We start from the raw sequence: 12,046 nt of genomic DNA on the forward strand, positions 1-12,046 counted from the left end.
GCGTGACGCGCGAGATGCGCGTCACGCTCGACCCGCTGCGCCTCGAAGCACTGGGCGTGACCGCGGCCGAAGTGTCGCAGACGCTGCGTGACGTGCAGGTGGAGAGCGCGGGAGGGCGCGCCGACCTGGGCAGCGGCGAACAGCCGGTGCGCACGCTGGCGACGGTCGCCGACGCCGAGGCGCTGGGCGACATCGAGCTCGCGCTCGCCGGCGGCCGCACGCTTCGCCTGCGCGAAGTGGCGAAGGTGGAGGACACCGTGGCCGAGCGGCGCTCGGCGGCCTTGCTCGACGGCAAGCCGGTGGTCGGTTTCGAGGTCGCGCGCAGCCGCGGCGAGAGCGAGGTCGAAGTCGGCGCCGCGGTGCAGGCGGCGCTGGCCGAACTGCGCCAGGCCCATCCGGACGTCGAGATCACCGAAGCCTTCAACTTCGTCGCGCCGGTGGAAGAGGAATACCACGGCTCGCTGAAGCTGCTGTACGAAGGTGCCGCGCTGGCGGTGATCGTGGTGTGGCTGTTCCTGCGCGACTGGCGGGCGACGCTGGTGTCGGCGGTGGCCCTGCCGCTGTCGGTGATCCCGGCCTTCCTCGGCATGTACCTGCTCGGCTTCTCGATCAACGTCGTCACGCTGCTTGCACTGTCGCTGGTGGTCGGCATCCTGGTGGATGATGCCATCGTCGAAGTCGAGAACATCGTGCGCCACCTGCGCATGGGCAAGACGCCCTACGAGGCGGCGATGGAGGCGGCCGACGAGATCGGCCTGGCGGTGATCGCCACTACCTTCACCCTGATCGCGGTGTTCCTGCCCACCGCCTTCATGAGCGGCGTGGCGGGAAAGTTCTTCAAGCAGTTCGGCTGGACCGCCTCGTTGGCGGTGTTCGCTTCGCTGGTCGTGGCGCGGGTGCTGACGCCGATGATGGCGGCCTATCTGCTGAAGCCCATCGTCGGCAAGCACGACGAGCCGCGCTGGCTGGTCTGGTATTCGCGCTGGGCCGAGCGCTGCCTGCGCCATCGCGCGCTGACCATGCTGGCCGCCGCGGCCTTCTTCATCGGCTCGGTGATGCTGATCCCGCTGTTGCCGACCGGCTTCATTCCGCCCGACGACAACTCGCAGACCCAGGTCTATCTGGAGCTGCCGCCGGGCGTGACGCTGGCGCAGACGCTGGAGGTGGCCGAGCAGGCGCGTCTGCTGGTCGGTGGTGTCGCGCACGTGCGCAGCATCTACACCACCATCGGCGGCGGCAGCGCCGGCGGCGATCCGTTCGCGCCCAAGAGCGCGGCCGAAGTGCGCAAGGCCACGCTGACGGTGCTGCTGTCGCCGCGTGCGGAGCGGCCGGTCAAGCAGGTGATCGAGCAGGATATCCGCGCCGTGCTGGAAATGCTGCCCGGCGTGCGCAGCAAGGTCGGGTTGGGTGGGTCGGGCGAAAAATACATCCTGGTGCTGTCCGGTGAGGATGCCGGGGCGCTGCAATCGGCGGCGCTGGCAGTCGAGCGCGACCTGCGCACCATCCCGGGCCTGGGCAGCATCGCTTCGACCGCGAGCCTGATCCGTCCCGAGATCGCTGTGCGGCCGGACTTTGCCCGTGCCGCCGACCTGGGCGTGACCAGCCGTGCCATTGGTGACACGCTGCGCGTTGCCACCGTCGGTGACTACGACATGGCGCTGGCCAAGCTCAACCTGTCGCAGCGCCAGGTACCCATCTTGGTACGGCTGGACGAATCCGCGCGCGAGGATCTCGCTCTGCTCGAACGTCTCGCCGTGCCGGGTGCGCGCGGGCCGGTGATGCTAGGCCAGGTGGCAAAGCTGGAAGTGGCCGGCGGTCCAGCAGTGATCGACCGCTACGACCGCTCGCGCAACATCAATTTCGAGATCGAGCTATCCGGCGTGCCGCTCGGCGAAGTCACCGCGGCGGTGGCGCAACTGCCGTCTGTACGCAATCTGCCGCCGGGTGTCAGGATCATCGAGATCGGTGACGCCGAAGTCATGGGCGAGCTGTTCGCCAGTTTCGGCCTGGCGATGCTGACCGGCGTGCTGTGCATCTACACGGTGCTGGTGCTGCTGTTCAAGGACTTGCTGCACCCGGTCACGATCCTGGTCGCGCTGCCGCTGTCGCTCGGCGGCGCCTTCGTCGCGCTGCTGGCGGCGCAGAAGAGTTTCTCGATGCCTTCGCTGATCGGCCTGATCATGCTGATGGGCATCGCCACCAAGAACTCCATCCTGCTCGTCGAGTATGCCATCGTCGCCTACCGCGACCACGGCCTGTCGCGTGCCGAGGCGCTGATCGACGCCTGCCGCAAGCGCGCCCGCCCGATCGTCATGACGACGATCGCGATGGGGGCCGGCATGATGCCGATCGCGATCGGCTCCAGCGCCACCGACGGCAGCTTCCGCTCGCCGATGGCGATCGCGGTGATCGGCGGCCTGATCACCTCGACCGTGCTCAGCCTGCTGGTAGTGCCGGTGGTGTACACCTATGTGGAGGGCTTCAAGGGACGGGTGTCGAGGCTCTTCCGGCGTTCCTGAACGGGGCGTTTTTACCTCCGTGTGCCTGGACGAGTGAAGGGCAAGTAAGGCGCAAGTGCGCCCCTGAGGCCGGAATCCCAGTAAAATCCCGGACTTTGCGTTCTTCGTGCGGCCTTTGCCGCCCCCACCGATCAAGGCGCCATGTCCGTTCAGAAACCCACCTTCCAGCAAGTCATTCTCACGCTCCAGCATTTCTGGGGCGAACGCGGCTGCGTGCTGCTGCAGCCCTACGACCTCGAAGTCGGCGCCGGCACCAGCCATACCGCGACCTTCCTGCGCGCGATCGGTCCGGAGCCGTGGAATGCCGCTTACGTGCAGCCTTCGCGCCGGCCCAAGGACGGCCGCTACGGCGAGAACCCCAACCGCCTGCAGCACTACTACCAGTTCCAGGTGGTGCTGAAGCCGTCGCCGCTGGACATCCAGGAGCTGTACTTGGATTCGCTGCGTGCGCTGGGCATCGACCCGATGGTGCACGACATCCGCTTCGTCGAGGACGACTGGGAGAACCCCACGCTGGGTGCCTGGGGGCTGGGCTGGGAAGTGTGGCTGGACGGCATGGAAGTCACCCAATTCACCTATTTCCAGCAGGTCGGCGGGCTGGACTGCAAGCCGGTGCTGGGCGAGATCACCTACGGCATCGAGCGCCTGGCGATGTACCTGCAAGGCGTCGAGAACGTCTATGACCTGGTGTGGTCGATCGCGCCCGACGGCCGCAAGGTGACCTACGGCGACGTCTACCATCAGAACGAAGTGGAGCAATCCACCTTCAATTTCGAGCACAGCAACGTCGACTTCCTGTTCTCGCTGTTCGCCAACTACGAATCCGAAGCCAGGCGCGTGATGGAAGTCGGCCTGGCGCTGCCGGCCTACGAGATGGTGCTGAAGGCTGCCCACACCTTCAACCTGCTCGATGCCCGCGGCGCCATTTCCGTTACCGAGCGCGCCGCCTACATCGGCCGCATCCGCAACCTGTCGCGCGCCGTGGCGCAGGCTTATTTCGAATCCCGTGAAGCCCTCGGCTTCCCGATGCTGAACGCCGGCAAGGAGGGCGTGTGATGACCAGCGCGACCCTGCTCGTTGAACTGCTGACCGAAGAATTGCCGCCCAAGGCCCTGCCGCGCCTGGGCGAGACCTTTGCCGGCAAGATCGCCGAAGGCCTGAAGGCCAAGGGCCTGGCGCCGGCAGACGCCGCTTTCCACGCCTTCGCCAGCCCGCGCCGCCTTGCCGTGACGGTGGCGAACGTGGCCGCCGAAGCGGCGGCGAAGGAAGTCACCGAGAAGCTGATGCCGGTGTCCGTCGCGCTCGACGCCGACGGCAAGCCGACGCCGGCGCTGCTGAAGAAGATGGAAGCCAAGGGCATCCCGGCCGAGGCCGTGGCCGGCTTCGAGCGCCGCATGGACGGCAAGGCCGAGGCGCTGTTCCACACCGCCACGGTGCCGGGCGCGAAGCTCGCCGAGGTGCTGTCCGCCATCGTCCAGGATGCGATCAAGGCGCTGCCGATCCCGAAGGTGATGCACTGGGGCGACGGCGACGCCACCTTCGTGCGCCCGGTGCACAAGCTGACCATGCTGCACGGCGCCGAGGTCGTGCCGGGCCGCGTGCTCGACCTGGAGTCGGGCCGTACCACGCGCGGCCACCGCTTCATGAGCCGCGGCGACATCGACATCGCCACTGCCGATGCCTACGAGCCGACGCTGCTGGCCGAAGGCAAGGTGATTCCGCGCTTCGCCGAGCGCCGCGACGACATCGAGCGCCAGTTGCTCGCCGAGGCGGCCAAGCAGGGCGCACTGCTCGGCGAATACGCCGACCTGCTGGACGAGGTCGCGGCGCTGGTCGAGCACCCGACCGTGTATGTCGGCGAGTTCGAAGCCGAATTCCTCGCCGTGCCGCAGGAATGCCTGATCCTGACGATGCGTGCCAACCAGAAGTATTTCCCGCTGTTCGACGGCGCCGGCAAGCTGCTGAACCGCTTCCTGATCGTTTCCAACATGCGGGTGGCCGATCCGTCGAACATCGTCAGCGGCAATGCCCGCGTGGTGCGCCCGCGGCTGTCGGACGCACGTTTCTTCTTCGAGCAGGACAAGAAGCAGCCGCTGGCCGCCCGCCTGGCGAGGCTGGCGCCGGTGGTGTATCACAACAAGCTCGGCAGCGTGCTGGAGCGCGTCGAGCGCCTCGAAGCGCTGGCCGGTGCGATCGCCGCGCAACTGAAGGCCGATGTGAGCGCGGCGAAGCGCGCCGCGCGCCTGGCGAAGGCCGATCTCGTCACCGACATGGTCGGCGAGTTCCCCGAGCTGCAGGGCATCATGGGCCGTTATTACGCGCTGGCCGACGGCGAGGGTGAAGTCGTTGCCGACGCCATCCAGGCCCACTACCAGCCGCGCTTCGCCGGCGATGCGCTGCCGGCCGGCAACGTCGCCGCCGCCGTGGCGCTGGCCGACAAGCTCGACGCGCTGGTCGGTTTCTTCGGCATCGGTATGGTGCCGACCGGCGACCGCGATCCCTTCGCGCTGCGCCGCGCCGCGCTCGGCGTGCTGCGCATCCTGATGGAAACGCCGCTGCCGCTCGAGCTGCCCTGGCTCATCGATACCGCCGCCGCCGGCTTCAAGCCCGGCCTGCTGACTGCGGAAGGCTTCGCCGCGCAGTTGCAGGACTTCATGTTCGAACGGCTGAAGAACCTGCTGCGCGAGCGCGGCCGCGACGGCGCGGTGATCGACGCCGTGCTGGCGCTCCGGCCGGCCCGCATCGACCTGGTGCCGGCCAAGCTGGCAGCGGTCGAGGCTTTCCGTGCGCTGCCCGAAGCCGAGGCGCTGGCCGCCGCCAACAAGCGCATCGTCAACATCCTGAAGAAGGCCGAAGGCGAGCCGGGCGAGCCCGACATCGCGCTGCTGCAGGAAGAGGCCGAGAAGGCGCTGTTCCATCGCGTCGTCGAGGTCGCGCCGCTGGTGCGTTCGCACGTCGCCAACGAGGACTACACCGAGGCGCTGCGCGTGCTTGCGAGCCTGCGCGGCACGGTCGACCAGTTCTTCGAGGATGTCATGGTGATGGCCGAAGAGCCGCTGACGCGCCAGAACCGCTTGGCCCTGCTGGCCCAGCTTGCCGGTTTGATGAACCAGGTGGCCGACATTTCGCGCCTGTCCGCCTGACGCTGCAGGGACCGCCCGCCATGCCGATGAAGCTCATCATTCTCGACCGCGACGGCGTCATCAACGTCGATTCGGACCAGTTCATCAAGTCGCCCGAGGAGTGGAAGCCGATCCCGGGCTCGCTCGAAGCCATCGCCCGCCTCAACCAGTGGGGCTGGCGGGTGGTCGTGGCCTCGAACCAGTCCGGCGTCGGCCGCGGCCTGTTCGGCATGGACACGCTGAACGCGATCAACGACAAGATGGTGCGCAGCCTGGCCCAGGTGGGTGGACGCCTGGATGCGATCTTCTTCTGCCCCCACGCCGCCGATTCGACCTGCGACTGCCGCAAGCCGAAATCCGGCCTGTTCCAGCAGATCGCCGAGCGCTTCAACGTTGACCTGAACGGCGTGCCCTGCGTGGGCGACAGCCTGCGCGACCTGCAGGCGGGCGTGCGCCTGGGCTGCGAGCCCTATCTGGTGCTGACCGGCAAGGGCGAAGCGACGCGCGAGAGCCCGGAGCTGCCGCCCGGCACCCGGATCTTCCCGGATCTCGATGCGGTGGCCACGGCGTTGACGGCCTCGCGCTGAAGTTTTCGTACCGGTGCTCCGCGCACCTTCCCGATCCGCCCGCCGGCGCGCCGTCCGGCGGGGCCATTTCCAGAGTCCCGACCGTGCCCCTGATCCGCTCCTCCGTCTTCGCCGTCCTGCTTGCCCTGGTCACGATCCCGTACGCGCTCTTCGCCATCCTGATCTTCTGGCTGCCGCCGATGACGCGACACCGCCTGATCACGACCTGGGTGCCGATCATGATGTGGATCATCAAGCACGTGCTGGGCATCCGCTACCGGATCGTCGGCGCCGAGAACATGCCGGCCGGGCCGGCGGTGGTGCTGTCCAAGCACCAGTCGGCGTGGGAGACGATCGCGCTGCAGCAGATCTTTCCGCCGCTGTGCTACGTACTGAAGAAGGAAGTGCTGAAAGTGCCGTTCTTCGGCTGGGGCATGGCGAGCATTCCCGGCATCGCCATCGACCGTGCGGCGGGCAAGGATGCGCTGGCCCAGGTCGTGGAGCAGGGACGCGAGCGCCTGAAGGAAGGGCTGTGGGTCGTGGTGTTCCCCGAAGGCACGCGCACGGCACCGGGAAAGACGGGCCGCTACAAGCCGGGCGGGGCGATTCTGGCCAAGCGTGCCGGTGTGCCGGTGGTGCCGGTGGCGCACAACGCCGGCGAGTTCTGGGCCCGCAACGCCTTCATCAAGCGTCCGGGCGAGATCGTCGTCAGCATCGGCCCGGTGATCGAGGTCAAGGGCGTCAAGGCCGACGAGGTCAACAAGCAGGCCGAGGCCTGGATCGAAGCCGAGATGCGGCGGCTGTTCCCGCATCACTATGCCGATGAGCGTGTGCCTGAACAGTGAGCTTTGGAAGTGGCATCTGTATCGACGGCTGTACGCAGGAACATATCTCCCGATTTGATTCTCGACGGCCGCTCTGCTTTTCATAGGGGCGGCTAGCTTTAGCCGCGAATCGGGCCTACCTTGGCATCCTACAATGCGTCCCCGGGCACCGTTGCGCTGCTGATAGGGGAGCACCTGCGGATACATCCGGGTGCTTGGGGAACAAAGGTCGTTTCGCGGCTAGCCCTCCATCGGCGGTGCCGTCAGACGCCATTGCGCACAAGAAGCCACCGTAAACGCAAAACGGCCCCGCATCGCGGGGCCGTTTCGTTGCAGCTTTCTACCGAAGAAGCTTAGGCAGCCTTCTTGGAAGCGGTCTTGGCGGAGGTGCTCACGGCCTTGACGGTGGCGTTGGTCGCGGCAGCCACGTTGGCTTCGGCGATTTCGGCGACTTGCTTGGCAGCCTTGCTCATGCTGTCGTAGGCGCTGTTGGCGGCGGCGATGGCCGACTTGACGGCGGCGACGGCAACGTCCGAACCGGCGGGAGCCGACTTGGCAGCCTTGTCCAGGGCGGAAGCGACACCCTTGTTCAGCTCGGCGACCTGGCCTTCGAAGACCTTCGACACTTCTTCCTGGCTCTGCGAGGTGATCTCGTAGACGCTACGGGCGTAGGCGACGGCCTTCTCGACGATCGGCTGGGCCAGCGAAGCTTGCAGGTTGACCAGTTCTTGCACGTCCTTGACGGCCAGCAGAGCCTTGGTGTTGGCAACGCCGTCTTCCAGGATCGAACGGGCGGTGTTCAGGTTCAGGGCGGCCAGGCGCTCGGCGCTGGCGAAAGCGGCGTTGGCCAGGGTCAGCAGGGTTTCGACGTTGGCTTTGTTGGTGGCGGCGAACTGCTCGGGGGTGACGAAGGCGGACATGGATATCTCCTGATAAAAATAAGGTCATGCAGAAACATCGGACTTTCTTGCTTGCCGCGATGTTGCGTTGCAGCATGGACTGAATTATAGGGACGCCATTTCCGCTGTCAAGAAGTATTTTGTGCATTGCACAATGGCGATGCGATTATTTCCGTCTATCGCCATCGATGGCCATCCGGCCATCGGTCGTTCGGGGAGATGGCGGACGGCATCATGTCTCGGAAAGTTTGCGTGAGCATGACGGCGGGCAGCGGGAGCCACCCAGGCAGCCATCCCTTGGCTGCGGCAGGGCCGGGGCAGGCCGTGAACGTGAAACGACCGCCGGGGGGCGGTCGCATGTTCTGCTGCATCGCGGCCGGAAGGGGCTTCAGTCGTGCCTGAAGCTGGGCTTGCGCTTGCCGACGAAAGCGGCCATGCCTTCCTTCTGGTCGTTGAGCGCGAAGGAGGAATGGAACACGCGGCGCTCGAACAGCAGGCCTTCGTTGAGGCTGCTCTCGAAGGCGCGGTTGACCGATTCCTTGATCATCATGACGACGGGCAGCGAGAAGCCGGCGATGGTCTCGGCGGCGGCCAGGGCTTCCTCCAGCAGCTTGTCGGCAGGAACGACGCGGGACACCAGGCCGGCCTTTTCGGCTTCGGCCGCATCCATGAAGCGCGCGGTCAGGCACAGGTCCATCGCCTTGGCTTTGCCGACTGCGCGCGGCAGGCGCTGGGTACCGCCGGCGCCGGGCAGGATGCCGAGCTTGACTTCGGGCTGGCCGAAGCGGGCGCTGTCGGCGGCGATGATGATGTCGCAGGTCATCGCCAGCTCGCAGCCGCCGCCCAGGGCAAAGCCGGCGACTGCGGCGATGATCGGCTTGCGGCAGGTCTTGACGCGTTCCCAGTTGCGCGTGATGTAGTCGCCCTTGTAGGCGTCCATGTACGAGTAGTCCGCCATCGCGCCGATGTCGGCGCCGGCGGCGAAAGCCTTGTCGGAGCCGGTGATGACGATCGCGCCGATGCCTTCGTCGGCCTCGAAGCCGTCGAGCGCCGCGCCGATTTCGTCCATCACCTGGTCGTTCAGCGCATTCAGCGCCTTGGGCCGGTTCAGGGTGATCAGGCCGACGCGGCCGCGGGTTTCGGTGAGGATGAGTTCGTAGTCCATGCTGTCTCCGGGCAGGTGGAAGGAGTCGGCTTACGGCTGCGTGGCCGGCTTGTTGTCGCTCTTGGGCTGGATGACCGCGCGAACGCGCCCGTCGCCGCTCGGTTTGCCGCCCGGTGCGTTCTTGGCGAGGTAGTTCTCGGTGATCGCGTCGTACTCGATGTAGGCGCCGCGGACTTCGTCGCCGCCGCTGGTGACGCGTGCGCGATTGAACAGCCGTGCCTTCTCGTTGCGGCTGTCGTACTCGATGCGTTCGGCTTCGCCGTCGACGTATTCGTTGGTGCCTTCGCGCTTCTGGCGGAAGGTGGCGAGCTTGCTGCCTTCGGCGGTGGCGACGCCGTTCTGGAAGCCGGCGGCGTCCTGGGTGACGACGAGCTTGTCGCCCTTGATCAGCAGGCTGCCCTGGGTCAGGACGACGTTGCCCTCGAACACGTGCACCTTGTTGCGATCGTCGACCGTCATGCGGTCGGCTTCGATGTTGACCGGCTGCTGGCGGTCGGCGCTTTCGGCGAGCGCGGGCCGGGCGATGGCGCTGAGGGCGAGGAAGAGCAGCGGAACCAGTGAGCGGAGGGTCGGAGCGTTCATGAAGCGGATCCTTGGCGGCGAGGCATGTTGACGTGTACCTGGCCGATGAGTTCGAGCGTGCCGAACAGGTTGTCGGCGCGCATGCCCTGCGCATCCGCGCGGGTGCTGCCGCGCGTCAGCTGCACGGGCGAATCGGTGTGCGCCCGATGGGTGTCGGGCCATATGGTGAGGGTCTCGGAGTCGAGCGCCAGGGCGGGGTCGTCCGCCACCGCAGGACGGCGCACGCGCACCTCGCCCTGCATGTCGACCTGTTCGCCGCCCGGCGAGACTTCGGCGTGTCGGGCGGTGATGTGCGTTTCCCGGCCTTCGTTGATCATGCGCAGGCGCGGCATGTCGAGCCGGGTGATGTCGCCCTGCGGAAAGTGGGTGAGGCGGTCGGCGAACAGTTCGTAGCGCTGCGCGCCGTTTGCGCCGTAGCCGACCACGCGGGTGTGCTCGGCGATGAAGTCCGGCCCGGTCTGCTCCGCGGCTTCGGCGGCAGGCTCATCGACGCGGGTGATGCGTTCCAGCCACACCGAAGCGCCGGCCAGCAGCGCGAGCATGATGATGGGGTAGAGGCGATAGCTGTTGACCACTCAGATTACCTTGGCCTGCATCAGGTCGTGGGTGGTGAGCGCGCCGACGAGGCCGCCGTCCGCGTCGAGCACCAGCAACTGGCTGATCCGCATGCGTTCCATCAGTTCCGCAGCTTCGGCGGCGAGGGCTTCCGGGCCGATCGAGCGCGGGTTGCGCGTCATCACCTCGGTCAGCTTGGTGCTGCGGACGTCGCAGCCCTTTTCCAGTGCGCGGCGCAGGTCGCCGTCGGTGAAGATGCCGATCGGGCGCGAATCCGCGCCGCATACCGCGGTCATGCCCATGCCGCCTGCGGTCATCGCCAGCAGGGCCTGGGTCAGCGGCGCATCGCTTGCGACCATCGGCACGGCTTCGGCCGGGCGCATGACGTCGCCGACGTGGGTCAGCAGGCGGCGGCCGAGGGCGCCGCCCGGATGGGAGCGGGCGAAGTCGTCGGCACCGAAGCCGCGGGCGTCGAGCAGGGCCACGGCCAGCGCGTCGCCCAGCGCCAGCGCGGCGGTGGTGCTGGCGGTGGGGGCGAGGTTGAGCGGACAGGCTTCCTCGGCGACGATGGCTTCGAGATGGATGTCGGCCTGCTGCGCCAGCGGTGACTCCGGCCGGCCGGTGATCGAGATCAGTTGCGCGCCCTGGCGCTTGACCAGCGGCACGATGGTCAGCACTTCCTCGCTGGTGCCCGAGTTCGACAGCGCGATCACGACGTCTTCGGGCGTGATCATGCCCATGTCGCCATGCGCGGCTTCGGCGGCATGGACGAAGTAGGCGGGGGTGCCGGTACTGGCGAGCGTGGCGGCGATCTTGCGTGCGATGTGCCCCGATTTGCCGATGCCGGTGACGATGACGCGTCCGCGCCGCTGCAGGATGAGCTGGACCGCGCGCTCGAATGCCGTGCCGAGGCGGTCGGCGAGCGCGGCGACGGCGGCGGCTTCGATTCGGAGCACGCGGCGGGCAAGCGCGAGCGTGGGGCTGTCGGCGGCTGGAGTCATCGGGAGATCGGGAAGCCTGGGTCGGTTGCGGATTCCGCCGGCACGGTGCCGTGCCGACGGAGACTCGCAATTGTATAACAGTCGGTGCGCCGCTCGATGGGCGTGGCGGCGCGCCCGGAAGTCCGGGTCGGGCGCGCCGTTCGGTGCGGATTCCTGCTGCCGGGGCTACAGACTCGCGCACACGGTATAGCTGATGCCGTCGTCCAGCGGAGCCGAACCGGAGACCGGCGTGAGCGAGCCGGTGCCGCTGTCGATGCCGGCCCGCATCGAGCCCGTCGCCGGATCACCGTCGTCCAGTGCCAGGTCGAGCTGGCGCACGAGTTTGCCCAGGATGCCGCCCGAGCAGGTCAGGACGCTGCCGCGAAGGCCGAGCAGGCTGCCGCTCTGCACGCCGAGCCGGCCGCCGACCGTGTTGCGCGGCAGGTAGCCGGCATTGCCGGTGTCGCTGCTGCCGGTGGCGAGGCCGGCGAGGCGCACGTGCTGCCAGAAGCGGAATGCGTCGCTGTCGGCGTCGTCGTTCCAGTTGCCGTCGATCGTGCCGTTGCCGTTGCCCGCGCTGGTGCAGTCGTCGCCGCTCGGGCACAGGTGCAGGCGGGCACGGGCATCGTCGCCCGGCAGCGCGCGGAAGCGGTCCTGGTAGGCGTGGGCCAGGGCCGGCAGGCTGCGGAAATCCTGGGCCAGATTCTTGACCTTGGCGCTGTCGATCAGCTCCTGGCCCTTGAGCACGCCGCCCAGCAGCAGACTGACGATCAGCAGGACGACGGCGATTTCCACGAGGGTGAAGCCTTGTTGATGGGGTTTCATCGGTATTGC

The 12,046-nt window shown here is 67.5% G+C and carries 11 protein-coding genes; 5 read left to right on the top strand and 6 right to left on the bottom strand.

The annotated features are described in order from the left end of the window. The 5 genes from NX068_RS12520 to NX068_RS12540 all read left to right on the top strand — a co-directional run. The coding region (locus NX068_RS12520; RefSeq protein ID WP_263461603.1) for an efflux RND transporter permease subunit at positions 1-2,519 on the top strand (2,519 nt) is incomplete at its 5' end. Positions 2,520-2,660: 141 nt separating this feature from the next. Further along, positions 2,661-3,575 carry a glycine--tRNA ligase subunit alpha gene (glyQ, locus tag NX068_RS12525; RefSeq protein ID WP_263461604.1) on the top strand — a complete coding sequence of 305 codons (915 nt, stop codon included), beginning with the start codon at positions 2,661-2,663 and terminating at the stop codon, positions 3,573-3,575. After that, positions 3,575-5,662 (top strand): glycine--tRNA ligase subunit beta, encoded by a 2,088-nt coding sequence (gene glyS, locus NX068_RS12530; protein ID WP_263461605.1) that lies wholly within the window; start codon positions 3,575-3,577, stop codon positions 5,660-5,662. Before glyQ ends, glyS begins: the two co-directional genes overlap by 1 nt. A 26-nt stretch (positions 5,663-5,688) precedes the next feature. Next, on the top strand, positions 5,689-6,228 hold the full coding sequence (gene gmhB / locus NX068_RS12535) for a D-glycero-beta-D-manno-heptose 1,7-bisphosphate 7-phosphatase (RefSeq protein ID WP_263461746.1): 540 nt from the start codon (positions 5,689-5,691) through the stop codon (positions 6,226-6,228). A gap of 83 nt (positions 6,229-6,311) precedes the next feature. Beyond that, positions 6,312-7,052 (top strand): lysophospholipid acyltransferase family protein, encoded by a 741-nt coding sequence (locus tag NX068_RS12540; protein WP_263461606.1) that lies wholly within the window; start codon positions 6,312-6,314, stop codon positions 7,050-7,052. A gap of 332 nt (positions 7,053-7,384) precedes the next feature. On the opposite strand, the gene NX068_RS12545 is transcribed toward NX068_RS12540, so the two are convergent. The 6 genes from NX068_RS12545 to NX068_RS12570 all read right to left on the bottom strand — a co-directional run bounded on the left by NX068_RS12545 (position 7,385) and on the right by NX068_RS12570 (position 12,037). Further along, entirely contained in the window at positions 7,385-7,951 is a 567-nt protein-coding gene (locus NX068_RS12545; RefSeq protein WP_263461607.1) for a phasin family protein, read from the bottom strand. Between the two features lie 367 nt (positions 7,952-8,318). Next, on the bottom strand, positions 8,319-9,095 hold the full coding sequence (locus NX068_RS12550; RefSeq protein ID WP_263461608.1) for an enoyl-CoA hydratase: 777 nt from the start codon (positions 9,093-9,095) through the stop codon (positions 8,319-8,321). A 30-nt stretch (positions 9,096-9,125) separates the two neighbouring features. Continuing rightward, on the bottom strand, positions 9,126-9,677 hold the full coding sequence (gene lptA, locus NX068_RS12555) for a lipopolysaccharide transport periplasmic protein LptA (protein ID WP_263461609.1): 552 nt from the start codon (positions 9,675-9,677) through the stop codon (positions 9,126-9,128). Further along, complete coding sequence (gene lptC, locus NX068_RS12560) at positions 9,674-10,252, bottom strand: LPS export ABC transporter periplasmic protein LptC (protein ID WP_263461610.1); 579 nt, start codon at positions 10,250-10,252, stop codon at positions 9,674-9,676. The genes lptA and lptC overlap by 4 nt, the downstream gene beginning before the upstream one ends. Next, positions 10,253-11,233 (bottom strand): KpsF/GutQ family sugar-phosphate isomerase, encoded by a 981-nt coding sequence (locus NX068_RS12565; RefSeq protein WP_263461611.1) that lies wholly within the window; start codon positions 11,231-11,233, stop codon positions 10,253-10,255. Between the two features lie 165 nt (positions 11,234-11,398). Continuing rightward, entirely contained in the window at positions 11,399-12,037 is a 639-nt protein-coding gene (locus tag NX068_RS12570) for a prepilin-type N-terminal cleavage/methylation domain-containing protein (RefSeq protein ID WP_263461612.1), read from the bottom strand. Positions 12,038-12,046 lie beyond the last annotated feature (9 nt).

Origin of the sequence: Thauera carbonicopians (assembly GCF_025699485.1) — a bacterium.
In the GTDB taxonomy this organism is placed as follows: Bacteria; Pseudomonadota; Gammaproteobacteria; order Burkholderiales; family Rhodocyclaceae; genus Thauera.

Coding starts and splice junctions, on each gene's coding strand:
- glyQ (WP_263461604.1), top strand. CDS start 2,661: ATGTCCGTTCAGAAACCCACCTTCCAGCAAGTCATTCTCACGCTCCAG.
- glyS (WP_263461605.1), top strand. CDS start 3,575: ATGACCAGCGCGACCCTGCTCGTTGAACTGCTGACCGAAGAATTGCCG.
- gmhB (WP_263461746.1), top strand. CDS start 5,689: ATGAAGCTCATCATTCTCGACCGCGACGGCGTCATCAACGTCGATTCG.
- NX068_RS12545 (WP_263461607.1), bottom strand. CDS start 7,951: ATGTCCGCCTTCGTCACCCCCGAGCAGTTCGCCGCCACCAACAAAGCC.
- NX068_RS12550 (WP_263461608.1), bottom strand. CDS start 9,095: ATGGACTACGAACTCATCCTCACCGAAACCCGCGGCCGCGTCGGCCTG.
- lptA (WP_263461609.1), bottom strand. CDS start 9,677: ATGAACGCTCCGACCCTCCGCTCACTGGTTCCGCTGCTCTTCCTCGCC.
- NX068_RS12565 (WP_263461611.1), bottom strand. CDS start 11,233: ATGACTCCAGCCGCCGACAGCCCCACGCTCGCGCTTGCCCGCCGCGTG.
- NX068_RS12570 (WP_263461612.1), bottom strand. CDS start 12,037: ATGAAACCCCATCAACAAGGCTTCACCCTCGTGGAAATCGCCGTCGTC.